At 49.8% G+C, this 26,105-nt stretch carries 23 protein-coding genes; 21 read left to right on the top strand and 2 right to left on the bottom strand.

The window, feature by feature from the left end:
- Positions 1-16 precede the first annotated feature (16 nt).
- From ACFVS2_RS17385 to ACFVS2_RS17450, 14 genes are all read left to right on the top strand, one after another.
- Complete coding sequence (locus ACFVS2_RS17385) at positions 17-1,432, top strand: flippase (RefSeq protein WP_390235973.1); 1,416 nt, start codon at positions 17-19, stop codon at positions 1,430-1,432.
- Positions 1,429-2,244, top strand: coding sequence for a CDP-alcohol phosphatidyltransferase family protein (locus ACFVS2_RS17390; protein WP_390235976.1), 816 nt, complete (start codon positions 1,429-1,431; stop codon positions 2,242-2,244). The genes ACFVS2_RS17385 and ACFVS2_RS17390 overlap by 4 nt, the downstream gene beginning before the upstream one ends.
- Positions 2,201-2,917 (top strand): phosphocholine cytidylyltransferase family protein, encoded by a 717-nt coding sequence (locus ACFVS2_RS17395; RefSeq protein ID WP_390235978.1) that lies wholly within the window; start codon positions 2,201-2,203, stop codon positions 2,915-2,917. The genes ACFVS2_RS17390 and ACFVS2_RS17395 overlap by 44 nt, the downstream gene beginning before the upstream one ends.
- Positions 2,918-4,120, top strand: a complete 1,203-nt coding sequence (locus ACFVS2_RS17400; protein WP_173618555.1) for an O-antigen ligase family protein — start codon at positions 2,918-2,920, stop codon at positions 4,118-4,120.
- Complete coding sequence (locus ACFVS2_RS17405) at positions 4,080-5,318, top strand: glycosyltransferase family 4 protein (RefSeq protein ID WP_390236231.1); 1,239 nt, start codon at positions 4,080-4,082, stop codon at positions 5,316-5,318. The genes ACFVS2_RS17400 and ACFVS2_RS17405 overlap by 41 nt, the downstream gene beginning before the upstream one ends.
- Positions 5,285-6,295 (top strand): polysaccharide deacetylase family protein, encoded by a 1,011-nt coding sequence (locus tag ACFVS2_RS17410; RefSeq protein ID WP_390235981.1) that lies wholly within the window; start codon positions 5,285-5,287, stop codon positions 6,293-6,295. The genes ACFVS2_RS17405 and ACFVS2_RS17410 overlap by 34 nt, the downstream gene beginning before the upstream one ends.
- On the top strand, positions 6,279-6,926 hold the full coding sequence (locus ACFVS2_RS17415; protein ID WP_173618552.1) for a sugar transferase: 648 nt from the start codon (positions 6,279-6,281) through the stop codon (positions 6,924-6,926). The genes ACFVS2_RS17410 and ACFVS2_RS17415 overlap by 17 nt, the downstream gene beginning before the upstream one ends.
- Positions 6,895-7,926 (top strand): GNAT family N-acetyltransferase, encoded by a 1,032-nt coding sequence (locus ACFVS2_RS17420; RefSeq protein WP_173618551.1) that lies wholly within the window; start codon positions 6,895-6,897, stop codon positions 7,924-7,926. Before ACFVS2_RS17415 ends, ACFVS2_RS17420 begins: the two co-directional genes overlap by 32 nt.
- Positions 7,923-9,095 carry a DegT/DnrJ/EryC1/StrS family aminotransferase gene (locus ACFVS2_RS17425; protein ID WP_390235985.1) on the top strand — a complete coding sequence of 391 codons (1,173 nt, stop codon included), beginning with the start codon at positions 7,923-7,925 and terminating at the stop codon, positions 9,093-9,095. Before ACFVS2_RS17420 ends, ACFVS2_RS17425 begins: the two co-directional genes overlap by 4 nt.
- Positions 9,088-10,359, top strand: coding sequence for a type III PLP-dependent enzyme domain-containing protein (locus ACFVS2_RS17430; protein WP_390235988.1), 1,272 nt, complete (start codon positions 9,088-9,090; stop codon positions 10,357-10,359). Before ACFVS2_RS17425 ends, ACFVS2_RS17430 begins: the two co-directional genes overlap by 8 nt.
- Positions 10,360-11,319, top strand: a complete 960-nt coding sequence (locus ACFVS2_RS17435; protein WP_390235990.1) for an ATP-grasp domain-containing protein — start codon at positions 10,360-10,362, stop codon at positions 11,317-11,319.
- Positions 11,320-11,643: 324 nt separating this feature from the next.
- Positions 11,644-12,501: a putative RNA methyltransferase gene (locus ACFVS2_RS17440; protein WP_390235993.1), complete on the top strand. Its 858-nt coding sequence runs from the start codon at positions 11,644-11,646 to the stop codon at positions 12,499-12,501.
- Positions 12,502-12,636: 135 nt separating this feature from the next.
- Entirely contained in the window at positions 12,637-13,389 is a 753-nt protein-coding gene (locus tag ACFVS2_RS17445) for a sigma-70 family RNA polymerase sigma factor (RefSeq protein WP_390235995.1), read from the top strand.
- A 78-nt stretch (positions 13,390-13,467) separates the two neighbouring features.
- The gene (locus ACFVS2_RS17450) at positions 13,468-13,881 is read left to right on the top strand and encodes a VOC family protein (RefSeq protein WP_087346386.1); all 414 of its coding nucleotides are present in this window, start codon (positions 13,468-13,470) and stop codon (positions 13,879-13,881) included.
- Positions 13,882-14,301: 420 nt separating this feature from the next.
- Here ACFVS2_RS17450 and ACFVS2_RS17455 read toward each other — a convergent pair whose 3' ends face one another.
- Positions 14,302-14,703 (bottom strand): BlaI/MecI/CopY family transcriptional regulator, encoded by a 402-nt coding sequence (locus ACFVS2_RS17455; RefSeq protein WP_173618545.1) that lies wholly within the window; start codon positions 14,701-14,703, stop codon positions 14,302-14,304.
- A gap of 305 nt (positions 14,704-15,008) precedes the next feature.
- Here ACFVS2_RS17455 and ACFVS2_RS17460 point away from each other — a divergent pair, with 305 nt between their 5' ends.
- On the top strand, positions 15,009-15,587 hold the full coding sequence (locus tag ACFVS2_RS17460) for a TMEM175 family protein (protein ID WP_173618544.1): 579 nt from the start codon (positions 15,009-15,011) through the stop codon (positions 15,585-15,587).
- A gap of 193 nt (positions 15,588-15,780) precedes the next feature.
- Here the strand turns inward: ACFVS2_RS17460 and ACFVS2_RS17465 are convergent, their stop codons facing one another.
- Positions 15,781-17,001, bottom strand: a complete 1,221-nt coding sequence (locus ACFVS2_RS17465; protein WP_390236233.1) for a hypothetical protein — start codon at positions 16,999-17,001, stop codon at positions 15,781-15,783.
- 761 nt (positions 17,002-17,762) lie between these two features.
- On the opposite strand from ACFVS2_RS17465, the gene dpaL reads away from it, so the two are divergent.
- The 6 genes from dpaL (at position 17,763) to hutU (ending at position 26,101) form a co-directional block, all read left to right on the top strand.
- Positions 17,763-19,001: a diaminopropionate ammonia-lyase gene (dpaL, locus tag ACFVS2_RS17470; protein WP_390235999.1), complete on the top strand. Its 1,239-nt coding sequence runs from the start codon at positions 17,763-17,765 to the stop codon at positions 18,999-19,001.
- Positions 18,998-20,158: an ArgE/DapE family deacylase gene (locus ACFVS2_RS17475; protein ID WP_390236001.1), complete on the top strand. Its 1,161-nt coding sequence runs from the start codon at positions 18,998-19,000 to the stop codon at positions 20,156-20,158. Before dpaL ends, ACFVS2_RS17475 begins: the two co-directional genes overlap by 4 nt.
- 74 nt (positions 20,159-20,232) lie before the next feature.
- Positions 20,233-22,014 (top strand): sigma-54-dependent Fis family transcriptional regulator, encoded by a 1,782-nt coding sequence (locus ACFVS2_RS17480; RefSeq protein WP_390236004.1) that lies wholly within the window; start codon positions 20,233-20,235, stop codon positions 22,012-22,014.
- Positions 22,015-22,114: 100 nt separating this feature from the next.
- Positions 22,115-22,672: a signal peptidase I gene (gene lepB / locus ACFVS2_RS17485; protein ID WP_390236006.1), complete on the top strand. Its 558-nt coding sequence runs from the start codon at positions 22,115-22,117 to the stop codon at positions 22,670-22,672.
- Positions 22,673-22,770: 98 nt separating this feature from the next.
- Positions 22,771-24,267 (top strand): helix-turn-helix domain-containing protein, encoded by a 1,497-nt coding sequence (locus tag ACFVS2_RS17490; RefSeq protein WP_390236008.1) that lies wholly within the window; start codon positions 22,771-22,773, stop codon positions 24,265-24,267.
- Between the two features lie 163 nt (positions 24,268-24,430).
- Positions 24,431-26,101, top strand: a complete 1,671-nt coding sequence (gene hutU, locus ACFVS2_RS17495; protein ID WP_173618842.1) for a urocanate hydratase — start codon at positions 24,431-24,433, stop codon at positions 26,099-26,101.
- Positions 26,102-26,105: the final 4 nt, after the last annotated feature.

Here is a 26,105-nt window from a genome sequence, read left to right on the forward strand (position 1 = left end):
CGGGGCGTTTGTAAGCATGCATGCCCTCAAATTAGCTTGGCAACGACAATGGAACCGTCTGCATAAAGATCGCGATGTTCACGAAGTGATTCGCGGCTCGGCCTTCACGTTTTTGTTTCGGCTCCTTGGCTTCGTGCTGCTCTATCTCTTGCAGTTCTACATTGCCAGAGAGTACGGAGCCGAGAGCCTGGGTATCTATTCGCTGACGATCACCCTGATGAACATCGGAATGGTGCTGGCCGTTTTGGGGACGGATACAGCCATAATCCGCTTTCTCTCGGAGTTTCGCGCGAAAGGCTCGCTTTATCAGATTTCCGAAGTATTCAACAAAGTAGTGCTGTGGGCGACGCTGATTTCGATTGTGCTCGGGATACTGTTGCATGTGTTCTCGGAGCAGGTGTCCGCCTACGTGTTTGCAGGGGAGCTACCAGCAGAGGCACTGCGAGTCGTCGCGTGGATGCTTCCGTTTGTGTCTCTCGCAAGGCTGTATGCATCTGCGTTTCGGGCACTGCATCGGGTTGTCATCTCGATCACTGTGGATATCGTCGGTATGCGTTTTCTGCACTTGGCGTTTCTTTTCATCGCCATCCCTTTTTTCGAACCCAGTACGATGCTCTTGATTCAACTGCTCGCAGCTGCTGTTATCTTGAATGCCGTCTATGGGATGGGGCAGTGGTATGCGACGAGCCGAGGTTTTCGTATCGGTGTACAGCCGACTGAGGGAGTGCCTGGTGTTGGGTTGAGGGAAATTATTGTAGTCGCACTGCCCATGTATCTCAGTGCGTCGATGGAATTGATTATGACGTGGACAGATATGATCATGCTGGGTATTTTTACGGATGCCAAAACCGTCGGAGTATACAGTGTGGTCATTCGTCTGGCAATGGTGACGGGCTTTGCGCTGATTTCCATCAATACGATCCTCTCTCCCAAGTTCTCTGAGCTGTACGCACGTAATGATATGGACGGCTTGAAAAAGATGATTGCGTTTGCCAATCGGCTCATTTTCTTCACCTCTGCTCCTCTCAATCTGCTAGTGGCGATATTTGCTGTTCCGTTGCTCACTTTTTTTGGTGAAGAGTTTGCGAGTGAGAGCCTCGTCCTTGTGATTTTGTGCATGGGGCAGTTTGTCAATTTTTGCACAGGCAGTGTTATCCCCTTATTGACGATGACCGGGCATCAAAAAACGGCCCGCAATATTCTTGTCTGTTCAGCTGCACTAAACATAATCGGAAACGCTTGTCTCATTCCGCTGTATGGAATTATCGGGGCCGCCATTGCTACTTCAATCAGCCTAATCTGTCGAGATCTTTGTGCTTCGTATTGGGCATCCAAATATTTTGGTTTTCGCACGTGGTATATCCCGTTTTTATCCGAAAAATATTCCGTCTCGATCTCGAGACGAGGTCATGAAGAAGGTGGCTTACCGTGAAGGATGAGCTGTATCCGTCTATGTTTTGGGATAGTGAAGAGACACGCCATTGCCGTGTGCAGGTGCAGAAGCCGTGGAGAAGGGAGGAGTTTTGGTCGTACTACTTCACACGACGCCTCTCCATCTACGTGAGCTTATTGCTGACCCGAAAAACACAAGTATCCCCCAACGCGATTACAATCGGGGGGATAGTCGCCGGACTCCTTAGCGCTGCAGCATTTATGTACGGAACGGCGGCATCCTTTCTGCTCGGCTGCTTCTTCTGTCAGGTGTGCTACTTGGCGGATTGCGTCGACGGGGAGGTAGCCCGCATGCGCAACCAGAAGAGCAAGGGAGGAGAATGGCTGGACATCGGGCTCAACTATGCACTCTACCTGGTGTCATTCGGTGTGATATACGGCATCATGAATCATCACGCGATGTTGGGTCCGTGGCTGCTCTATTTGATTCTGCTCACGATTTTTGCAGAGATTTTGGCGACCAATGGTTCCGATCTCGTCTTTCGTCAAGGGAAAATCTCTCACGAAACAGTCTCTATGAGAAAGCGCAGCAAATGGATCGATGCTTTTGTCTTCCTTTTTCTTACCCAAACGGGCTATCAGTTGGGTGTGCTGGTTACTGCATTTCTGTGGGCAATCAGCGGTCAGATACTATTTTTGCTCCTATGGACCTTCTACCACCTGTTCGTCGGACTGGCCAGATCGATGTACAAGCTGAAGCTGAACATCAAATACGTCGTGCCATCTCTGAAAGAAGGAGGGGAGTCGGATGAAGGCACTGCTCATGGCAGCAGGTCTCGGGTCACGAATTAACGAGCACATTGACGGAATTCCCAAGTGTACTGTGGACATCGGAAACCAAACGCTCATTGAAAATACGATAGCGGAGCTGAAGCGCCATGGAATTGATGAGATCGCGATGGTGGTGGGCTATCAAGCCAAGGTGATTACCGAGCTGCTCAGAGATGAATCTATTCGTTTTTATCATAATCCTTTTTATGATCGGACGAATAGTATGGTGTCCCTCTGGTTCGCCCGCGAGTTTTTGCAAGGAAGCGACTGCTTGCTATTGAACGCCGACGTTTACTTTGAATCGAAGGTACTGGAGGCCGTGTTGCAAGAGACCGCGTGTCCCGTCATGTTTGCTGATCCAGTCCGTCGCTTTGAGGGAGATTATAAATTTGGCTATGAAGACGGACTGCTGCTCTGCCATGGAAAGGAGCTCTCGCTGGAAGAGACAACTGGCGAATACGTTGGAATTGCCAAGCTTCAAGAGAGCTTTCTGCCGATATTTTTGCGTCGATTACAAAGGTTGATTCAGGAGAAGCAGTATGATTTGTGGTGGGAAAATGTCCTCTATTCTTTTTTGGGCGAAAGGAATGTGTATGTCACACAAATACCACCGGGATTGTTTTGGGCAGAGGTTGATACGTGGGAGGATTATCGGCGAATCCTGCAATTCACCAACCATCTGGCGCACAAGTAAATGATGTTCAAGGAGAAGCTCTCACCGGACAAGGTCCTACTTTTGCTATATGTGGTGCTTAAGCCCTTCTACTTCTTCCCAAGTGGCAATCCGCAAATCGCCGATTTTATTATGCTTATCCTGATCGCCTACAGCTTCTTGTTTCGCCTGGGTCGGGTGAACCGCAGACTCGGATTTTTTCTCTTCCTTACTCTTCTATTTTTGTACGACATTATGATGGTAAATGGCATATGGTCGATTGCACTCGGCGGAGAAATGGATGTATTCAGCTCGACCAAGTGGTATTTGTACAACGGAGCCGTGATGCTTGCCCTGATTATTTTGTTCAGGCGCAACCCGCAAGAGTACGTCAAATGGGTCTTCCTGGCTACGTCCACTTCCTTGCTCGTTCAGGCATTCATTCTCGTGACAGGACTGTCACCGGATAGCGGAGAGTTCAGGCAATCGTTGTTCTTCAACAATCCGAACCAGCTCGGCTATTTTGGACTTCTGTGCATGGGGATATGCTTGCTGTGTGCTCGCTTCGTATCTGTGAAGACCATTCCTCTCTTTATTGCGATCGGTACGGCGTTCAGCATTATTGCAGCGTCGTTGTCGAAAGCAGCGATCATTAGTGCCGTAGGGATGTACCTCGTTTTTTTGCTCCTCTCCATTAAAGAACGAACGGGCTTGTTTTGGTTGAATCTGCTTTGTGTGCTCGTCTCGTCCTTCACTGTCTTCTTCATCTATTTGTACACCAACGAAAACGTGCTGAGCGATGCATCTATTTACACACAAATCGAAGAACGAATGGTATCACTAGGGGAAGATTCGGATGACAATTTGGCAGCGCGGGGCTATGACCGGATTGCCAACCATCCGGAGTACATTTTGTTCGGAGCAGGGGAAGGGATGTACGAGCGATTTAACAGCAGCATTTCGTTGGAACTCCATTCTACCTTAGCCAATCTGTTCTTCTCCTACGGCGTAATGGGCACGGTGTTGTTCATTCTCGTGATTTATGGGGCGGCCCGTGGGCATCGATTGGTTGCTTGGTATCCACTTGTCTTCCAAATTTTGTACGGACTCACTCATAACGGAATTCGCGAAACGTTTTTCTGGATCATGCTCGCGCTGTATTTCGTTACAGCCGAAATCAATACGCGTCAGACCAAAAATGGCGGTGATCTGCTTGAAAAAAATCTTGCAAGTATGCGCAATTGACCGCTCTGTAGAAAGCTTATTGTTTCCTTTGATTGAAAAGCTGATGGGTGAAGGCTACGAGGTGCATACCGCGTGTTCAGATACGGGGCGCTTTGATGTCCTAACAGCAAAGGGATTGACGCTCAGAAGAATTCCGATTAAGCGAAAGATCGACCCGATTTCCAATTTGGTGACAATTGGGGCATTGTATCGGCTGATGAAAAGGGAGAAGTATGATGTCGTGCATGTCCATACGCCGATTGCCGCTGTTCTCGGTCGCGTGGCAGCAAGGCTGGCAGGAGTTCCGCATGTCATTTACACAGCGCATGGCTACTTCTTTCATGAGGGCATGAGCAAAAGTACGTATCAGATGTACTACACGCTGGAAAAATGGTTTGCCCGGCATATGACTGACTATCTTTTGCTTCAGAGTCGAGAGGATTACGAGTTGAGCGTGAAGGATAGCTTCTCCTCCCAGACGGAGCGGATTCTGCACATTGGCAACGGCGTTGATCTCACAGAACGCTTTCACCCGCGACACGTAACGAGAGAAAAGGTCCAGACTATCAAGTCCTCACTGGGGCTGCGGGATGAGCATGTGGTGATCACCTATGTAGGACGCATGGTTTCGGAGAAAGGAATTTTTGAGCTGTTGGAAGCCTTTCGCAAGCTGGCGGGTGAATTTCCGCGCCTGCGCCTCTTGTTGGTGGGGGACGTGTCTTCCAGTGAACGCGATCAGCGAGGCCAGAACTTCGTGGGGCTTTGCCGACAGCATCCGCAAATCATTTTGGCTGGATTCCGCACAGACATCCCGGAGCTGATGGCCGCGAGCGATATATTTGTTCTTCCCTCTCATCGCGAAGGGCTGCCTCGTTCCATCATTGAGGCGATGGCGATGGCAAAACCGATCGTCGCCACGAATATCCGTGGATGTCGGGAAGAAGTCAGGGACGGTGTCAACGGATTTTTAGTAGAACCGAAACAGGTATGTCCCTTGTATGCAGCCTTAAAAAAGCTCGTAATCGATTCCAGACTCAGAGAAGCATTCGGGCAGAACAGCCGCTGCATCGCGCTTGAGCACTTCGATGAGCGAACGGTCCTTGCGAAGCAGGCGGCCTTGTTTGCCCAACTGACTGGTCAGCTACGAGAAGAAAGAGGGCAGGAGAAAGGAGGCAGCGGAGAAGATTGGACAAGACGGGAGCATTCGTCATTTCCCTAGACTTTGAACTTTACTGGGGCGTCCGAGACAAGAGAACCATTCAGTCATATGAGCAAAATTTGTTAGGCGTTCGTCACGTGATCCCCGCACTTTTGGAGCTGTTTGCCAAGTATGAAATGCATGTCACTTGGGCTACTGTCGGTTTTTTGTTTTGCGAGTCGCGTAAGGAGCTAGCAGGCGTCGTTCCACGGCATCTCCCGGCGTATTCCGATGAAAAGCTGTCACCCTATCCCTATTTGTACACAGATGCGATCGGAGAGCATGAGCAGGTCGATCCGTATCATTTTGCTCCTTCCTTAATCAAGCTGATATCCTCTTACCCGCATCAATTCATCGGAAGCCACACTCTTTCCCACTATTATTGTCTAGAGCCGGGACAGACTCCCGAAGCTTTTGCTGCCGATCTTGATTCTTTTCATAGAGTGACTCGCAAAAAAGGATACTCACCTTCCAGCATCGTTTTTCCGCGAAATCAGGTGAAGTCTGCCTATTTATCTTTGTGCAAGAAAAAGGGGTTCCGTTCCTATCGCGGCAACGAGCAGTCTTGGATGTATCACACAAAAGGGGCTGCCGAAGAGACATTGTTCAAACGAGCCATGCGACTGATGGATGCGTATGTGAATCTCTCCGGTCATAACAACTATGAATCATTGCAGCGTAGTCCAGAGGGAATGGTCGATGTTCCATCCAGTCGGTTTTTGCGTCCTTATTCTCCCCGATTACAGCGGTTGGAGAAATGGCGCATGAATAGAATCAAATGCGACCTGACTCATACGGCGGAGCGCAATCGCTTGTATCATCTGTGGTGGCATCCGGAGAATTTTGGGGATCACATCGAAGAGAATCTGTCCTTTTTGGAGGAAATACTCCAGCATTACACCATGTTACGCGAGAGGTACGGCATGCAGAGCCTCAGCATGGAGGAAGCGGCAGCGAAGTGGAATCAACAGGAGGTGCGGCATGAAGTCCTTGTTTGATCGTTGCGTTTCCTTCCTGATGCTCGTCATTCTGTCCCCACTGATTTTGCTAGTGAGTCTGCTCATTCGCTGGAAGCTGGGGTCTCCGGTTTTGTTTGTACAAGAGCGACCAGGTTTGCACGGAAAACCATTTTTCATCTATAAATTTCGCACGATGACCAATAAACGCGATGAGAGTGGAGAGCTTCTCTCTGACGAGCAGCGACTGGGATCATTCGGAACACTTTTGCGCAAGTATAGCCTGGATGAACTGCCGCAATTATGGAATGTGCTTCGTGGTGAAATGAGCCTCGTAGGACCGAGACCACTACTGATGGAGTACCTGCCGCTGTACACGCCGCGGCAGTTGAAGCGACATGACGTAAAGCCGGGGATTACAGGCTGGGCGCAGGTCAATGGGAGAAATGCGATTGACTGGGAGCAAAAGTTCGAGCTGGACGTCTGGTATGTAGAAAATGGCAGCTTTTTTCTGGATATGCGGATTATCGGTCTGACGATCAAGCGCGTTTTTCAATCGACAGGCATAAATCAGCAGGGCAGCGTCACGGTAGAAGACTTCAGAGGGAGTGAAAACACAGAGCGCGCTGGGAGGGAAGCATGTGAGCCTGATCGTACTCTCGGAACAGGATGATTGGACCGAATATTTGCGACGGTTTTTAAATTTAGACGTGTCCTACACGAAAGAATACGTACAGCTTTACGCCAAAATGGAGCAGGGCACGCCAGAAGCTGTTTTTTTCAAGAGTGGGGAGAACGAGGTTTTCTACCCGTATTTGGTCAGACGTCTAGATGAGTGGATTCCCGGCTATGCCGATTTGGTTTCGATAGGATACGGAGGGCCATTCGTCGTGGGGGGACAGACGGCTGCTCGATTATTCCAGGAGCAATTCCACGTCTATTGTCGGTACAAAAACTATCTGACGGAAACGGTTCGCTTTCATCCGTTGCTGGGGAATGCAGAGCTATTCGCGGGTCAGATGCGCCTGGATCTGGTGAGGATGGTAACGGCGGTCGATTTGCGCCCTACACTTGCCTACATTCGTGCCCACTATACGCAAAATGTTGGACGGAATATGAGGAAGGCAGCAGCAAACGACGTCCGGATTACATTGGGCGGAACCGATTGGTTGCATTCTTTTATTCAGCTGCACCGGGAGACGATGGATCGCAATCAAGCCGCGGCGATCTACTATTATGCACAGGAATTTTTTGTGGGACTCATGAAAAAAACAGTGTTGTGCAAGCCGCGGCTTCTACTTGCCATCCATGAGGATCGGCCGGTGGCGGGAGTGCTTTTGCACAGTGGAAATCAATTTGCCCATTATCAACTAGGGGCATCACATACGGAAGACATGGCGCTTGGCGTCAACCACCTCCTCTTCGACGCCATGATTCAGCAGGCAAAGCTGGATGGAGCACAGCTGCTTCTCCTCGGAGGAGGAAATCTGGATGGAGATGGTTTGTTCCGTTTCAAGTCCTCGTTTGCAAATGGCAATCATTTTCCTTACTGGATGGGCAAGAAAGTTCACGATGAGGAAGTGTATTTGGCTTTGTGCCAAAAACTACAAGTCGATCAGGCTGGCGAGCAAGATTTTTTTCCTGCCTATCGCAATGGGGGGACGTCGAAATGAGCGCGAAGCAGCGGATCTTTTTATCACCGCCACATATGGGGGAGGATGAGCGCGACTTGGTGGCAGACGCCTTTGCCTCCAATTGGATCGCACCGTTGGGGGAACACGTCGATGCTTTTGAGCGAGAGATTGCCCAATATGTGGGCGTAAAAGCTGCACTGGCTGTGTCCTCTGGTACGTCTGCTATCCATCTCGGGCTGAGGCTAGCAGGCGTCGCTCCGGGTGATACGGTGTTCTGCTCCAGCCTCACCTTTGTCGCCAGTGCCAATCCGATTCTGTACCAGGGAGCGACTCCAGTATTCATTGATTCTGAGGAAGGGTCTTGGAATATGTCTCCGCTGGCATTAGAGCTGGCCCTGCGGGAAGCGGCAGTAGCGGACAAGTTGCCCAAGGCGGTCGTCATCGTCAATTTATATGGGCAGAGCGCAGATATGGGACCGTTGATTGCGCTTTGTGAGCAGTATGGGGTGTGCGTGGTGGAGGATGCAGCAGAATCGTTAGGGGCTGTATACAAAGGGAGAATGAGCGGTGTCTTTGGGCATGTTGGGACCTTTTCGTTTAATGGCAATAAAATCATGACGACATCAGGTGGTGGAATGCTCGTCTCCGATGACGTTGAGGCGATCGAAAAGGCACGCTTCTGGTCGACGCAGGCGAAGGAGCCAGCCAGGCATTACCAGCATGAAGAGATGGGCTACAACTATCGGTTGAGCAACGTACTGGCGGCAATTGGCCGGGGGCAGCTGCGCGTTTTGGAGGAGCGAATCGAGGCAAGGAGAGGGATTTACAAGCGTTATGAACAAGCTCTCGGACAATTACCTGGTATTTCGTTCATGCCAGAGCCGGCGACAGGGCGATCCACAAGATGGCTGACCGTGATGACACTGAATCCAGCGGACGCGACAATCTCTGCTGCACAACTGATCGATGCACTGGGCAAAGAAAATATCGAAGCCCGTCCCGTGTGGAAGCCGATGCATCTGCAACCGTTGTTCGCGCAGTGCCAATACTATTCGCACCAGCCTGAAGAGAGTGTATCAGATCGTCTTTTTGTCCAAGGTGTTTGCTTGCCGTCCGGTTCCAGCTTGACCGCTGAACAGCAGGAGCGAGTCATCGGTGTTATCACGAACTGCCTCTTGAATCAGGAACAGGGGGTGCGCCATGTATAGTTATGAGCAGATAGAAAAATGGCGTAGTCTCTGCTCGTCTTCCTTTTACGTACTGGACACAGTGAAGCTCTCCGAGAACTATCGTCGTTTCCAACGGGCTTTTACTCGACGCTATGAGCATGTGGTCGTGGCGTATTCGTATAAGACCAATTACTTGCCGTTTTTATGCCAAAAGCTGCATCAGTTAGGAGCGCATGCAGAAGTCGTCTCTCGACTGGAGTACGAATTGGCACGAAAACTCGGCGTAGATCCTGCGTCCATCATTTTTAACGGCCCGCTCAAAACGGAAGAGGACATTCACCTTGCCTTGGAGCAGGGGAGCCTGATCAATCTGGATTCTTTTTCGGAAATACCGTGGGTGGTGGCCTACGCCAAGCAGTATCCCGAGCAGACGTTTCGGATTGGTCTACGAATTAATGTGGATTTGGCCAGGGGTGGAGTGAGTCCTCTGCAAAATGGGTACGAGGTCAGCCGATTTGGTTTTTGCGTCGAAAACGGCAATTTGGAAAAAGCCCTGAGCCAGTTGGCTGTCGCCTCGAATGTGCATGTGGTCGGGTTGCATGGACACTTTTCCACCAATCGCAGTGTCGGTGTGTATCGCCAAATTACGCGCCATCTATGCCGTTTAGGAAAGCAGCATTTGGGCGAGCGGCTTGCTTTTATCGATATTGGAGGCGGATTCTATGGCGAGCTTCCGACCTCGTTCGGGATGACGGCTGCTCCTACCTTTGAGGAGTACGCCGAAGCGATTACGTCTGTCGTGAAAGAGGAGCTGGCAGAGCTGGATCATGCTCCGTTGCTGATTCTAGAGCCAGGAATTTCACTCGTGGCAGATACTCTTGATTTCGTTTGCCAAGTTGTAGATGTCAAGGAGAACAGAGGAGAGCGATTTGTTCTCGTAGATGGAAGCATTCACAATGTCAAGCCGACGATGCACGCGCATCTCTTGCCAGCCCGACTTGTATGCAACCGCAAGTCAGTTCCAGAAGCGAGCTATCATGTCGTCGGGTATACGTGCATGGAAAAAGATTATTTGCTTCAAGGCTTCACCGGGCCTCTGCCTGATATCGGGGATTATTTTGTCTTCGGACACGTAGGGGCGTATACGCTCGTCTTTAATCCACCATTTATTCGGGAGAGGCCGCCGGTTCTCGCCATCGACGGAAATGAAGCGGTCATTGTGAGGGGAAAAGAGACTCTCCAACAATTCATTCCCGAATCGGTTTATCGTTTTCACGTTGACAAGCAGGGGGTAATGAACTGAATGAACGTACTTGTGACCAGTGTAGGCAGGCGAGTCAAGCTGCTCCACTATTTTGTATGCGAATGGGGTGACACTGGCAAAATCATAGCAGTCGACTGCGACCCGACGGCCCCGGCCCTGTACGCTGCCCATCATCACGAGCAGGTGCCGCGTATCGATGATCCTGGTTATCTCGATGCCCTGCTGCAAATTTGCCAACGGTACGAGATTAAGGCAATCCTCTCCTTAATTGACCCTGAGCTGACACTGTTAGCTGCGCATGCAGATCGTTTCTACATGCAGGGCATCGAGGTGATCGTGTCCAGCCGGGATGTAATCGAGATGTGCTTGGATAAGATGGCAATGCATGATTTTTTGTCCGCGCACCAGATTCCCACTATTCCCACCTTTACAAAAATGGACGAGGTACAAGCAGCACTTTTGGCAAGGCAGATTACGTATCCATTGATCGTCAAGCCGCGGTATGGAAGTGCCAGTTTGGGCATCACACGTGTGGAGAATGATCAAGAATGGTCCGTGCTCATGGAAAAAACGGAGGATGTCGTCATTCAACCGTTCTTACAGGCAGAGGAGTACGGAGTGGATGGCTATGTGGATCTGATCTCGGGAGAGCTGGTGACACTTTTCACCCGCAAAAAGCTGCGAATGCGGGCAGGGGAGACGGATCGCTCCCTCGCGGTAAAAGATCCGCGTTTGCTATCACTAGCGAAGGAACTCATTCGTGTCCTAGAGCCGCGTGGGCCCATTGACATCGATTGTTTTTTGGTGGGAGATCAGTACGTTGTGTCGGAGATCAATCCCCGTTTTGGCGGCGGGTATCCGCATGCGCACGAAAGCGGAGTGAACAGCGTTCGTGCGCTTCTCCAAAACATAAAGGGTCTGGTGAATCTGCCAAAAGTGGGGGAGTACAAGGAAGGAAGCATCATGATGAAATACGATGAGGTCATGCTTCTGGAGTGAACGCAACCATCGGCATCCATGAGCTGGGCATGGGCAGGAAGCAAAACGGAGTTCCTGCCCTCTCTCTGCATTCCTGCACCAAAATTTCATAATGCCGGTGTATCTCTGTACTGTGCTACAATCATAGTTGGGCGTCCATTATTGTCGCTCACTTGATTGAAGGTCAGGAGTGTTTCTTGTTATGGTTATGATCCAATTCGTTCGTAATCGGTAATGTGAGGTACAGATCAACGTAATCCCGCATTTTTTTGAAAATGCCGAGGGTTTATTTGACTGTGCCTTTTTTCATTCACCGAAATACGAATGAATGGGGTGCTTTTTTTGATGTCTACAGCTATCTCCCAGCATGTGGAGATTTTTCGTTGTCCAATTTGCCAGGCGGCTATGCGAAACGTACCTGCTACCAGCTTGGTATGCAACAATCATCATTGCTTTGATTTATCCAAGCACGGCTACGTTCACTTGGCTACGCGAACCTACAAAACAAAGTATGACAAGCAAATGTTTGCAGCGAGAAGGGCGATAGGGGAGCAAGGTTTTTTTCATCCATTGTATGACTTGTTGAGTGAAGTCATCCTGCATACGACAGAGCCTGAGGAAAGCCAGATGTACGTACTGGATGCAGGGTGTGGCGAAGGCTATCACCTGACGCAGGTTCGGCAGAGAGTGATGCAAACAAGCGAAGTCCCATTAATCGGAGTGGGTGTCGATCTCGCCAAAGAGGGAGTTGTACTCGCGGCGAAGAGCGATCCAGAAGTAGTTTGGTGCGTTGGCGATTTGACGAAAGCGCCGTTTGCCGACAGACAGTTTTCGTACATTTTCAATCTGTTATCTCCATCCAATTCGGATGAGTTTCATAGACTCCTGGCTGATGAAGGACGGATGATCAAAGTCATTCCCGAGGCCAACTATTTGCGAGAGTTACGAGAAGTCTTGTATCAAGAGACACCAAAAACAAAATATGCGAATCATCGTACGATCGACCACTTCAAAGCCAGCTTCCAGCTAATCGGTAAGGAACGGGTTCAGTATCAGTTCCGACTGGATGAAGGGAGTCTTGCTTCCCTGCTCCAGATGACTCCGTTGGCTTGGGGAGCGACACCTGAGCAGTTGGAACGGGTGTCTGACTTGGCAGGAGTGGACATGACGATAGACTTGGTTGTGTTGATCGGCAGAAAATAAAGTAACGACTGTCCTGAGCGGGAAAAATCCGTTCTGGACGGTCGCTTTTTTATTTTTACTTGGTGATTGTTTGACAGGGTTACTTATTTTCTTGAAAATGAGAATGAATAGTCAGAATAGTTTTGGAGGGATAGTATGGGGGCAGATCAGGATGAGGCTTCCTTTTGGCGCGTACAACCTTTTCTTGCGGATATTCAAAAGCATTGCTTGTCCCTCACGAAAAACGAGTGGGATGCGCAGGACCTTCTGCAAGAAACATTGACGAAGGTGTATCGTTCCCTACAGAAGACTCCAGACAGAGAACTGACCAAGGCATTTTTGAGGCAAATTGCAACGAATGCTTGGATCGATCATTGTCGGAAAGTAAAGGCGAATGAGCATCCCGCCCTGTTTGATGAAGCGATCTATCTGTATCAGTCCACTGTATCCGATGCGTTTGTGCAGAGAGAGGTGTTCGAGCAGCTGGCTGATCGTCTAAATGCCAGACAGATGGTGCTGATTCTCATGATGGATATTTTTTCGTTTACAGCGCAGGAAACAGCCACATTGCTGCATGCGACAGTAGGGGCAGTGAAGGAAGGGGTGAAGAGGGCACGCCAGCGCTTGTTCGTGTTGGCTGAGCAATCCAGACAGGATGAAAGCTCGTCCATTAAAAAGAAAATGGACAAAGCTGGACGGCGTGATTCGTCCGGATTTGTATCAAAAGAAGAGTTCGAGCAATTTTTGGCTGCCTTTCGTGCGGGGGATGCCTATGCGATTTGTCAAACGTACCTGCGCCTCGCCGAACAGGGCGTGAGCGTGGAAAAGGTCTCGGTAGCAGGCGATCGCCTTTTCTTTGCTGTTCGTGACCCGGATGGACATTTGCTGCATTTTTTTCAGAAATGGTAGAGGTACCCGTTTCTTTTTGTTCTTTTCTTTCGTTCATAAGGGTGAAAGTACATATTTGAAATAAAGGAGCGAACACAAATGAGTATCCATGTGCGTAATTTTGCGGTTGTACAGCTGCCTGTCAAAAACTTGGAGGTATCCATAAAGTGGTACCGCGATGTGCTTGGCATTCCGTTTACCTTCGAATTTTCACCTGGAGACAATGAGGCTTGGTTGAATGTAGGCGGAGTAGGTCTCGGGCTCATTCGTTGCCCAGAAGTTCCGCGTTTGGACTTTACCGATATGGCCGGACAAGCCCAGCCGATCATCTCCTTGCAGGTAGATCAGATCCATGAGGTTTATGAAGAGTTGAAAAGCAAAGGAATCGAAGTAAGTGAAATGACGTACAAACGAGGCGGAGGCTACAGCTTTAGATTTCGTGATCCAGATGGGCATTTGAACCACCTATGGGGTGGATGGCCATCTGCTGAAGATGAAGAGAGAAACGCATAGAGTTACGCAATTCTATAAATGCCATCTGCGAGAGTTATGCAGGTGGTAATTTTATATACGGGGCCGCGGTGGAGAGAAGAATATTTCCAGTCTACGCTCCGGGCTACGTCCTGCTAGGAAGTGGAGACTGTCCGCTCCGCAGTGATTTGCGGGGAAATGCAAAAGTGGTAGCCGCTACGCCGTGATGCTTACCGGACTGTTAGGGAGAAAAGGGAACAGAAGCCGTATTAACACAATCAGCCAAAGCGCGTGGTGAAGCCGAGCGCTTATTCAGTGATGAAAGATTTTCTTGATGGCTATCACCATTAAAGCGACGAGGCTAGCTCCAATGGTGGCATCAAAAACCCATAAAAAAATAGCACATAGCATATCCATGCATTCTACCTCTTTACAGTAAGATCTGCTGCTTTGTCACTCTTCTCATCTGTCATCGCCTCTGCTGCTCTTGTTTTTCTGCTTTTCATTCAGAATCTCTTGGAGATGCTCGATTTCCTTCTGGGACAACTTGGCGTCTTCTAAAAAATTGGTCATCATCATGTCTGCCGCCCCGCTAAAAACTCTTTTCAAAAACGACTGACTCTCTGCCTGGATGCATTCTTTTTCGGAAATCAATGGAAAATACTTATAACTCCTTCCTGACTTTTCAAAACCGATCACCTTTTTCTTCAAAAGTCTGTTGATGAAGGTACGAACGGTTTGATCGGTCCACTCGATTTCATCAGGCAAGAGGAGTGCGATATTCTCAGCGTTTATCGGATTGTTCTTCCAAATAATCTTCATGATTTCCCACTCTGCTTCAGAAATTTTCGGCAGATTGTGCATGTACTCACCTCCTAATCCATCTTTTGATTTACAGATGTAAATATAATCTGTTGGGTTAATATTACAAATGTAAATGGAGCGAATCAAGAACATTTTCCATTTTTAACCACGAGGTCTGCTATTTACGTACACACGGCTCAGCTGCGGTTCAATTCGGCCGGAAACGCAAGGGAATGTTCGTAACAATTTTTTACGGTCCTTCATTAGCGAAAAGGTTGTGCTTGACATTATGCAGAACATATAGAATAACTACAGATATCTATAGATCAATGAAGCACGTAAAGAGGGAAACAGGTGATCACCAAATGAGAGCAAACCGGATGGAAGCGTTCAGCGATGGCGTACTGGCGATTATCATTACGATCATGGTGCTAGAATTCAAAGTACCGGAAGGCCACGACTGGTATTCGTTAATCGAACTAGGCCCAAAAGTGCTTAGCTACATCTTCAGTTTCGTTTATGTCGGCATCTACTGGAACAACCATCATCATCTGTTGCACATGATTCGAACAATGAACGGGCGGTTAATGTGGCTCAACTTGATATTGCTTTTCTGGCTATCCTTTATTCCCTTCACGACCGCCTGGATGGGGGAAAGCCATTTTGCCCCCGCCCCGATGGCATTGTACGGGATCGTTCTTCTGCTTGCAGCGACTTCTTACAGGTTTCTCCAGCTCGCAATCATTAGCCAGCATTCCGGCGATTCCGTCTTCGTAAAGTCAATGGGCAGAGACTGGAAGGTGAAAGTATCTCCTTTTCTCTACTTGCTCGCAATATTGACCGCGTATGTGGGGCCATGGGTTTCCGGTTTCTTTTACGTACTCGTGGCTGTGATCTGGGTCGTGCCGGAAAAGCGAATCGAGCACATCTTGAGAAGCGAATAATTGGGCCTAAGCAAAGCCTCCAAACCGGAGGCTTTTTTTCAAGTAAATCCGAAATGAATTATTTTTCGAAAAATAGGTTTCTGTACAGCTTGATTAAACGAACAGAGAACGATCGTCGAATACAACGAACTCAAAAATGGCCATCCCGCAAAGGATGGCCTTAAAACTTGCTATCAACATTCCTTTACTTTCATCAGTAATCGCGTGCTGCGTCGAACCAGCGTTGAGCCGTCTCCTCCGTAATAGGCTGGCCGATTAGGTGGTTAGACTGGCTTAGTTGCCATACAGCTTCACCAAGGTCTTCTCGTTCACTGGTCTCGATACCTTTGAGGGTGTTGAAACGCACGGTGAAGGCGGTAATGGCTGCCTCGGCATCAGCAAGGCTACAGGCTTGGGCCAAGGCTGCTTGTGCAATGTCATAGGCTTCATTAGCCAGCTTGGCCAGACGTTTAGGCCAGGAAGAAAATGGGCGGCCAAACTCGGTCGTCCACCACTCAGGCTTTCGTAATTGGCTCACTGAAGCGTAGCCGGTCCACGGGCGGGTGTTAGCTCGCGCTTTCATTTGCTGCCTCAGTCGCTTACCCGTAATCTCCTCCACGTTATAGGCGATAAATCTGTCAAGCAACGGCCACACATTTAATGGCGGCAAGTCACCCAGATCAGGCATGAAGCGCAGCTCCAAATTCGTTAACTGGGTCTGACGAGCTAGCAACTCCAAATCGCAGAAATTCCCCCACAAACTCAGTGATGTAAGATTCTGAAATTGACTTAGGCACTCCAGCGAGATAGGCTGCGCCAGCGGTTCGTTTCGAAGCGTCAGGCTCGTGATCTGGTGCAGTTCGCCCAGATCGGGTAGCAAGAAGGGATCATTATTCTTGCGGCGGCTGGTGCGCGGCTTCAACGTCAGAGAGTAGGGCATGTCGCCATCGACAGAGAAACGCGATAGATCGCCAGCCACACTCAGACGGAAATATTCAGAGACCTGGTGCTTCGGGAGTTTTAGATGCAAACGGTTTTCAAACTTGTCCAGTTCGATAGACAAGTCGTGCAATTTTGAATGGCTGGCGTCCACGACTATGTCATTAGGCAGGATTGGAACCCATGACATTCCTTCAATGGGGCGTTCTTTGGCCCAGTCGAAGAAGCTCGCGTCGCTACCTGTGTAGTACAGAACTCGCGGCCAAGGCGATCCAGCTGGTGTGGCAAAGGAATCGAATACGTTCCAATTGATGGGCGTATAGGGATCGACGTGCAGGTCTGCTTTATTGCCCGATTGTGACGGTCCGATGGAGAGGCTCCCTACGCCGGGCTTAAGAACAAGCGTGTGGCTCTGTGGGCCAGTCAGGTCGATGGGATAACGACCATCTTCTCTAATAGAACCAATAGGAGAACGAGATTGCTTATGAATTGGCATTTCCTTCATCCTTCCTTCTTAACTCCTGACTTCTGTGCTATGTATCAATCCATCTCAATACCTTTAAGCTTAATAAAAATATAACATAGAAAGCCAAGCCGATTTTGTAGTTGCTGAAGTGGAGAGAAGAATATTTCCAGTCTACGCTCCGGGCTACGTCCTGCTAGGAAGTGGGGACTGTCCGCTCCGCAGCGATTTGCGGGGAAATGCAAAAGTGGTAGCCGCTACGCCGTTTGGGCACGTTGCATTTCTTTTGCCCACAAATCACTGCGAAGCTGGGCTGGACTTCGAAAGTCGCTAGGACTGGAAATATTCTTCTCTGACGTAGCTAATTGTTTGTTTTCAATCTTTAAAAGCCACTTGAAATCCCATCCGCTCGTAAGGAAACAGGAGAAAAAAGCGAAGATCTTTGGGGCGCCTACCGAGGCGCAATGGAAAAAGTGAAACACGCCTTTAAGCGTCCACCTCTGAAAAGCATCCCTGAACCTCTACTTTGGACGCGGTTTCGCTTTTTCCATGGAGCCGTGCAGTGAATCCTCCCAGCTGGTGACCCAAGAAGCTGGAGCGTTTTCTCCTGTTTCCTCCCACCACAGCAGCTGGAATAAAAAATCTCAAAAAAAGACTTGAAGTATCAAAATGATACGCAATAATCTCATTATGATACGACCATCATCCAATTAATAAGACATACACGCCTCACACGGTTGGCACGATCCTTGCTCTATCAAAGTAGGATGAAACCGCCCGAGGAGGAACCATCGATGGATAAACGCCCACCAATCTACGTTGTGAAAAATAAGAGAAAAAATAGCGAGAGTTCTCGCATTCCTACCTATTTGACTCAAAAAGAAACCCGTTTTGCCAAAGCTTTTCACCAATCTCTCGCAAACTACGAGCCAACTCCCCTCGTTACATTGCCTGGGTTAGCACGCGAGCTGGGAGTAGGACAGGTCCTCGTAAAAGATGAGTCCAAAAGATTTGGCCTCAATGCCTTCAAAGTTTTGGGAGCTTCTTACGCGATGGCTCGTTTCTTGTGCGAAAAGCTGGGGAAATCGACAGAAGAGATGACCTTTGAAGCACTGTGCTCCCAAGACATGAGAGAGCGAATCGGAGAAGTCACCTTCGTCACTGCGACAGATGGCAATCACGGAAGGGCCGTTGCATGGGCTGCCAAGGCACTCGGACAGCATGCCGTTGTTTATTTGCCCAAAGGCTCCGCCCAGCAACGGGTAGATGCGATACGCGAGGCGGGCGCACAAGCTCACGTCATCAATGGAAACTACGATGAAGCCGTGCGTCTCTCAGAACAAATGGCGAAGGAACGTGGTTGGCAAGTGATTCAAGATACGGCATGGGAAGGCTACACGACCATTCCCACGTGGATCATGCAAGGCTATACAACGATGGCGGCAGAGGTAATGGAACAACTCTCAGCCCTCACCGATTCCAAACAGCCGACGCATCTATTCTTGCAGGCAGGTGTCGGTTCCATGGCTGCCGCAGTCTTGGGACATTTCGTAGCAGCGCAAGCAAACAAAGACGTAACGACGGTGATCGTCGAGCCACATAGCGCCAATTGCATGGTCCTTTCAGCAGAAGAGAACGACGGACAACCACATGCAGCTACGGGCGAACTCGAAACCATCATGGCAGGTCTAGCATGTGGAGAACCGAATCCGATGGCATGGGAGATCTTGCGGGAGCATGCAGACTTCTTCGTCAGCTGTGCCGATTACGTGGCGGCAAACGGCATGCGTATACTTGCGTCACCGACTGGAGCCGACCCTTCCATTGTGAGCGGGGAAAGTGGAGCAGTCGGGGTAGGGCTACTCGCTGCCTTGATGAGCAAGCCAATGTATCATCAACAGCGTGAGCAGCTTGGCTTGAATGAAAAATCCATTGTCTTGTGCTTTAGTACGGAAGGTGATACGGATCGGGATATCTACAAACGCATCATCTGGGAAGGCGCATGCCGAGAAGAGGAGGATATGGAAAAATGAACGTGACGATCAATCGAGATGAACTGATTTCATTGGTGCAGGATTTGATTCGGATTGATTCGGTGAACCCGTATCTTGATGAGGATGGGCCGGGCGAGAAAGCGATCGCCACTTTTATTCGAGAGCGTTTGGAGGCGGCTGGACTGGAGGTTCATGTCACGTCTATTAACGACACAGCGGTCAATGTCGTCGGGATCCTACGGGGAACAGGCGGCGGCAAATCCTTGATGCTCAATGGGCATATGGATACGGTAAGTGCCAAACGCATGGAAATTCCGCCGTTTGATCCTACCCTTGTGGACAACAAAATTTTCGGCAGAGGCAGTCAGGATATGAAGGGAAGTCTGGGGGCCATGATCGCCGCAGTAGAGGCAATCGCACAAGCAAAAGTTCCGTTGGCAGGAGATGTCATTTTGACTTTTGTCGCTGATGAGGAATATAAAAGCATCGGGACGGAGGAACTGGTAAAGGAGCACAAAGCAGATGCGGCGATATGCTGTGAGCCTTCCGATCTGGCGATTGGTGTCGTTCACAGAGGATTTGTCTGGGTCAAATGCGAGGTGCTGGGCAAGGCAGCTCACGGCAGTCGTCCAGCAGAAGGGATTGATGCAATCGTTCGGGCGGGCAGGGTCCTACAAGAGCTGGAGCGTCTTTCAGACAGATTGGCTCAAGGCACGGTGCATCCGATTCTCGGTGCGGCTTCTGTCCATGCATCACTCATTCAGGGCGGAACGGAGCTGTCCACCTATCCAGATTATTGCCGTATCGACTGGGAGAGAAGGACGTTGCCGGGCGAGACAGAAGCAGACGTGGCCAATGAAATGGAAGCATTACTGAAAAAGCTGCGCGCTGAAGATGTGACGTTTCAAGCAAGCGCCGAGCTGTCATTTTTGCGAGAGCCGTTTGAAGTCGGGCTGGATGAACCTGTTTATCTAGCCCTTCAGGCAGCGTGTAAGAGCGTGATGGGCAAAACGCCAGAAGTATGCGGATTTTCGGGATGGACGGATGCGGCATTATTGCAGGAAGCGGGAATCCCTACTGTCTTGTTTGGACCAGTGGGAGCGGGGCTGCATGCGGCAGTCGAATATGTAGAGGTGGATAGCTTGGTAGACATGAGTGCCATCTTGGTGGAGACGATTTGCGATTTTTGTCGGTAAAAAAATGCATAAGGGCAGGCTTCTCCTGTGATGCGCTATAATGTAGGCAAGAGATTGACGGGAGGGGAAGCCAGATGCCCTTGCGAGATATTCAAGAAAGTGTGCAACAGATTGCTTCGGCAGTTGCATCCGTTCTGCGCGTAGAGGTAGAGATTGCGGACAGTCAGTTTTTACGGATCGCAGGGACGGGGAAGAATGAGGCTGGCGTTTTGCGGACGATGGCAGGAGAGGACCATATATACCGGGAGTCGTTGCTCGCCGGGCATCCTGTTGTGATTATGCACCCGGGGCAGGATGAGCGGTGCCGTCCCTGTATGCATTATGGAAATTGCACGGAGACGGGAGAGATTTGTTGCCCGATACAATTAGACAATGAAAATATAGGTGTGATCGGCCTGCTCGCATTCGATGAGGAGCAGCGCGAGCGGTTGTTTGCGGATGTGGATGCGATATTGACCTATTTGCAAAAAATGGCCGAGCTGATCGCCATTAAGCTAAAAGAGCACTACTTGTACGTCGAGCAGTTACATACGGTAGAAAAGCTGCGTGTCGTCATGGATGAAATGGACAAGGCCATGTTTCTCGTCGATCAAGACAATCGGATCATTCAGGCGAACCAGCGTGCCCGTCAGTATTTGCAGCTCGATCACGACGACAGTCAAACGGCAGAATGGATAGATGCCATTCGCCGCGCAGATGCTGCGCAGTCTGCGCCAAAGCAGGTCGTTTTGTCCATCGGGCAGGAAGACAAGACATTTTTGTTTGCCATCAAGCCCATTCTACTAGCAGGAACGGTCAAAGAATGGGTGATTACGCTTGATGATGTACAAGAAGTCGTGCAAATCGCAAGGCAAGTGAGTGGATACTCGGAGCCCGATCCTTTTCGGATGATCGGTGGAAACAGTCCTGCAATTGTAAAGGCAAAGGAAGTGGCAAGACGTGTGGCAGCCAGTGATTCGACTGTCCTGCTCCAAGGTGAAAGTGGTACTGGTAAGGAGCTCTTTGCCAAAGCCATTCATCAAGCAAGCCCGAGCCGAGCCGAGCCGTTCCTCTCGATTAATTGCGCCGCAATCCCTGAGCATTTGATGGAGAGCGAATTGTTCGGTTACGAGGAAGGCTCATTCACAGGAGCGCGAAAAGGTGGAAAGCCAGGCTTGTTTGAGGTCGCAGGAAAAGGCACACTGTTTCTCGATGAAATCGGGGATATGCCTATGCATTTACAGAGCAAGCTGCTGCGCGTGTTGCAAGAAAAGGAACTGTACCGAATTGGAGGTAACGGCAAGCCCATACGCTTAGCGGCAAGGATCATTGCAGCGACCCATCTGGATTTGCAGGAGCGGGTAGACGCGGGGTTGTTTCGGTTGGACCTGTACTATCGATTGCATGTGATTCCCATTCACTTGCCCTCGCTGCGAGAACGTAGAGAGGACATACTGCCTTTGGCGAACGATATCCTTTTAGCGCATGCGAATCGGGTGGGAAAGAAGTTGCACGGCTTTTCCCAAGAGACGCAAAACGTCCTGTTTCATCACGACTGGAGAGGAAATGTCCGAGAGCTGGAAAATGTAATCGAGTACGCGGTCAATATGGAAGCAACCTCTTGGGTCCAGCCTGCGAGCTTGCCCATTCGAACGGGAATGCTGCGAGAATCTTCCCCACATTCCGTAAAGGAAAGTCAGGGGCCATTCGGCTGGCAAAAGCAAGGACTTATGCTGAAAGAATTAGAACGAGCAGCTATCGATACCGCGATGCAACAAATCCGGGATAGAAACGGACGAAAAGAAGAAGCAGCTGCGCTATTAGGGATAAGCCGGGCAACGCTGTTTCGGAAACTGCGCGAGTACGGTATCACCTGATCCGACTTCTGGCTGATTTTTTTGGATTGAGCGGATAATGTGGTATGATGGTTTCGATACAGGAAGAGAGAATGGTAAAAGGAAGGAGTGCCAAAAGAAAATGAGAGAAGTATTGGGATGGATTCGATCGATAACCTTTGCTGTCGTTTTCGCTCTTGTCCTCGGAATCTTTGTATTTCAACCGTTCAAGGTTGATGGGCATTCCATGGACCCTACCTTACAAGACGAACAGCGCATATATGTGTCTAAACTATCACACACGTTTTCTTATTTGCCAGATTACGGCGATATTGTCGTGATCGACAGTCGGGTAGAGCGTGACCGTACTTTGATGGACGATATCGTAGGGCATCCTTTGGTGTCGCTGGTCACAGGTCAAGGCGATGATCACACGATGTATGTGAAGCGGGTCATTGGAAGACCAGGCGACGTACTAGAGTTTAAAGACAACAAGGTGTATCGAAACGGCGAGGCATTAAACGAACCATACATCAAAGAAACGATGGAATATGTAGCGGACGGAAAGATCACAGTTCCAGCCGATCATGTTTTTGTCATGGGAGATAACCGGAATCACAGCACAGATTCTCGCGATATTGGCTTTATTCCGCTGGATCATGTGATGGGAACCATGATCGAAAATCCTCTCAAGAAGTAAGAATGTGAAGGAGAAAAGGTTGTCCATTTATGGGCAACCTTTGTTTCATAGAGAAAGATGTCCCACTTTTCTGATCGCTCTAAAAAGGAGGACGGCTTATGCCCAGTATTTTGATAGCGGATCGGGACCAGAACGAACGAATCGGAATCGGATGGCTCGTCAACAGCTATGCCATTCCGTATGACAAGGTGCATAGTGCCGGGACAATGGAAGACGTTTTCGAAATGTTGGAAGCGCATACACCAGAAGTGATCTGTATTGAACTGGACATGATTGGGCGCGGGCAGTGGGACCGGCTGAAGCTTCTGGTGGATCAGTATCGTCCGACCGTTGTGGTGACCACATCAGAGGCGACGTTTGAGCGGGCGATGCAGGGGATTGGACTTTTTGCACGCGATCTATGGCTGAAGCCACAGACACCGGAATACATCAGGAGAATCCTGACGAGATGCTGCCAGGAGCGCTTAGATCGGAAGCAAATGAGCGAAGAGAAGGGAACGGGATTGGACAATGTTAGGGATGTCTCGTATCTTGACCTGTTTTTCCCCGGGCACGCACAAGCCAAGTCTTATTCGCTTATGCTGGCTCAACTGGAGGATCCGAAGCGGCATCCCGAGCTGCTACGCTTTTTTGATGAATATCCGTTTCGCGACAAACCGGACCTTTTGCCACTAGGGGAGGCCATTGTAGGGGTATTTCCAATGGAAGCGGCGCTCTCGCCTTCTACGCTCCACCAAATGGGCAAGCGTTTGCTGATGGACTGGGAAGCAAACAATGATGCGCCGCTCTTTTTGGTCATGTATGACGCAAGCAACCATGAGCAGAGCTTGAACGAAACGTATGCGGAAGCGAGCCAAGCCCTGCAAGTCCGCTTTTTCAAAGGATATCGGCAAGTGACGGTCGTGGATAATCGTGTGAACTGGACCATGATTGACCCATTTTTGACGCCCGCCGAACAGCGCACGTGGGTAGAAATGCTGGATGAAGGCAATCGGGAAGAGTTGAAGCAGTGGCTATATACACACTTCTTTTACAAGGAAGAGCCTTTTCCGGAGCCGGGACTGCTGCGTATTCGGCTGACGAGTATTTTGGCACAAGTCAGGCGATACATGATATCACGTGGTCTTGACTCCGTACCTTTGGAAGAGGAGTATCACCGGGTTTTCGAAACGATTCTTTACTCGCCGATCTTGTATCGGATCGTCGTGGAACTGCTGCTGTTCATTAATCAGCTTCTTGATGCCGCCCATCATTCCGTCGACGAGTCTCGTGCAGATGTCGTGGAACAGGCGATTCGCTATATAGAAGGACGTTACACCGATCCTGCACTGCGTCTGGAGGAGGTTGCACGCTATATCGACCGCAGCCCTTCCTATTTCAGTACACTGCTCGGGCAAAAGCAAGGAAGCTCTTTTCGCCAGATACTCACATCGTTGCGAGTAAAAGAAGCACGCCGATTGCTTCTCGAGACATCCTTGTCTGTCCAAGAGGTAGCAGAGCGATGTGGATTCATTAACGCCAATTATTTCAGTAAAATTTTTAAGGAAAAGACAGGGACAACTCCACGTTTGTTACGAAATCAGAAAAAAAGATAGAAATCGAAAGAAAAGACAGATTTTTTTGTCAAACTATGAATGCGGTTGCAAATGAATCGAAAATAGAGGCACCAAATCGAAAGCGCGGTGCCTTTTTTGTCTTTCCGTGCTTTTTTACAATGGAGTTAAGAAATACATCCTTTTAGAAAAGCAGGTGGAAATGATGACAACGACACAATCCGTTGAGCAAATGATCCAAGCCTTTTCAGGTACCCAATTACATACAAAGGGATGGGTGCAGGAAGCGGCGTTGCGCATGCTTTTGAACAACCTCAATCCTGATGTAGCGGAGCGTACAGAGGATCTGGTCGTATACGGCGGAATTGGCAAGGCGGCACGGAACTGGGAATGCTTCGATGCGATTGTCAAAACATTGCAAACGTTAGAGAGCGATGAAACACTTCTCATCCAGTCTGGGAAGCCCGTTGCTGTATTCAAATCGCATACAGATGCGCCGCGTGTGCTGCTGGCAAACTCGAATCTGGTGCCTGCCTGGGCGAATTGGGAGCATTTCCACGAGCTGGACAAAAAGGGTTTGATGATGTACGGACAAATGACTGCGGGAAGCTGGATTTACATTGGCAGCCAGGGCATCGTGCAAGGAACGTATGAAACGTTTGCAGAACTGGCACGCCAGCATTTTGAAGGCACGCTGACCGGAACGATTACCGTGACAGCAGGCTTGGGCGGCATGGGTGGTGCGCAACCGTTGTCCGTATCGCTCAATGGTGGTGTGAGCATCAATATCGAGGTGGACCCGACTCGTATCCAACGCAGACTGGACACGAAATACCTGGATGTGATGACAGAGAGTCTGGACGAAGCGATCCGTTTGGCGGAAGAAGCGAAGCGAGACAAAAAAGGCATTTCCATCGGGCTGTTAGGCAATGCACCCGAAGTGCTGAATGCTATGCTGGCTCGCGACTTTATCCCGGATGTGCTGACGGACCAGACCTCCTCGCATGATCCACTCAACGGCTACATTCCCATCGGCATGTCACTGGAGGAAGCGGCCGAACTGCGGACACGCGATCCGAAAGCGTACGAATCTCGCGCAAAAGCAAGCATCGCGGAACACGTTCGCGCCATGCTCGCCATGCAGGAAAAAGGAGCCGTCACTTTCGACTATGGCAATAACATCAGGCAGGTGGCAAAAAACGAGGGTGTGGAGGATGCATTCCGTTTCCCTGGCTTCGTGCCAGCTTACATCCGTCCGCAGTTTTGCGAGGGCAAGGGGCCGTTCCGTTGGGTAGCACTGTCTGGCGATCCTGAGGATATTTACAAGACAGACGAAGTTATTCTTCGTGAGTTTTCCTACAACACGCATCTGTGCAACTGGATTCGCATGGCGCAGGAGCGCATTCAGTTCCAGGGACTGCCTTCCCGCATTTGCTGGTTAGGCTATGGCGAGCGTGCGCGTTTTGGTCAAATCATCAATGAGATGGTGGCGCGCGGTGAGCTATCGGCCCCTATCGTCATTGGACGTGACCATCTGGACTCCGGTTCTGTCGCTTCACCAAACCGTGAGACGGAAGCAATGAAGGATGGCAGCGATGCGGTTGCAGACTGGCCGATTCTCAATGCCATGATCAATGCGGTAGGCGGAGCGAGCTGGGTATCTGTGCACCACGGAGGCGGCGTTGGCATGGGATACTCTCTCCACGCAGGAATGGTCATCGTGGCAGATGGTACTCCAGAAGCAGCACGTCGTCTGGAGCGTGTCCTCACAACCGATCCAGGCATGGGCATCGTCCGACATGTGGATGCAGGGTACGACCTCGCGATTCAAACAGCCAAGGAAAAAGGCGTTAACATTCCGATGATGAAGGAGTAAAAGC

This window comes from Brevibacillus sp. NPDC058079 (assembly GCF_042885155.1).
Taxonomy (GTDB): domain Bacteria; phylum Bacillota; class Bacilli; order Brevibacillales; family Brevibacillaceae; genus Brevibacillus.

Coding starts and splice junctions, on each gene's coding strand:
- ACFVS2_RS17395 (WP_390235978.1), top strand. CDS start 2,201: ATGAAGGCACTGCTCATGGCAGCAGGTCTCGGGTCACGAATTAACGAG.
- hutU (WP_173618842.1), top strand. CDS start 24,431: ATGACAACGACACAATCCGTTGAGCAAATGATCCAAGCCTTTTCAGGT.
- ACFVS2_RS17435 (WP_390235990.1), top strand. CDS start 10,360: ATGAACGTACTTGTGACCAGTGTAGGCAGGCGAGTCAAGCTGCTCCAC.
- ACFVS2_RS17450 (WP_087346386.1), top strand. CDS start 13,468: ATGAGTATCCATGTGCGTAATTTTGCGGTTGTACAGCTGCCTGTCAAA.
- lepB (WP_390236006.1), top strand. CDS start 22,115: ATGAGAGAAGTATTGGGATGGATTCGATCGATAACCTTTGCTGTCGTT.
- ACFVS2_RS17475 (WP_390236001.1), top strand. CDS start 18,998: ATGAACGTGACGATCAATCGAGATGAACTGATTTCATTGGTGCAGGAT.
- dpaL (WP_390235999.1), top strand. CDS start 17,763: ATGGATAAACGCCCACCAATCTACGTTGTGAAAAATAAGAGAAAAAAT.
- ACFVS2_RS17430 (WP_390235988.1), top strand. CDS start 9,088: ATGTATAGTTATGAGCAGATAGAAAAATGGCGTAGTCTCTGCTCGTCT.
- ACFVS2_RS17480 (WP_390236004.1), top strand. CDS start 20,233: ATGCCCTTGCGAGATATTCAAGAAAGTGTGCAACAGATTGCTTCGGCA.
- ACFVS2_RS17490 (WP_390236008.1), top strand. CDS start 22,771: ATGCCCAGTATTTTGATAGCGGATCGGGACCAGAACGAACGAATCGGA.
- ACFVS2_RS17465 (WP_390236233.1), bottom strand. CDS start 17,001: ATGCCAATTCATAAGCAATCTCGTTCTCCTATTGGTTCTATTAGAGAA.
- ACFVS2_RS17415 (WP_173618552.1), top strand. CDS start 6,279: ATGAAGTCCTTGTTTGATCGTTGCGTTTCCTTCCTGATGCTCGTCATT.
- ACFVS2_RS17385 (WP_390235973.1), top strand. CDS start 17: ATGCATGCCCTCAAATTAGCTTGGCAACGACAATGGAACCGTCTGCAT.
- ACFVS2_RS17440 (WP_390235993.1), top strand. CDS start 11,644: ATGTCTACAGCTATCTCCCAGCATGTGGAGATTTTTCGTTGTCCAATT.
- ACFVS2_RS17445 (WP_390235995.1), top strand. CDS start 12,637: ATGGGGGCAGATCAGGATGAGGCTTCCTTTTGGCGCGTACAACCTTTT.
- ACFVS2_RS17425 (WP_390235985.1), top strand. CDS start 7,923: ATGAGCGCGAAGCAGCGGATCTTTTTATCACCGCCACATATGGGGGAG.
- ACFVS2_RS17460 (WP_173618544.1), top strand. CDS start 15,009: ATGAGAGCAAACCGGATGGAAGCGTTCAGCGATGGCGTACTGGCGATT.
- ACFVS2_RS17400 (WP_173618555.1), top strand. CDS start 2,918: ATGATGTTCAAGGAGAAGCTCTCACCGGACAAGGTCCTACTTTTGCTA.
- ACFVS2_RS17455 (WP_173618545.1), bottom strand. CDS start 14,703: ATGCACAATCTGCCGAAAATTTCTGAAGCAGAGTGGGAAATCATGAAG.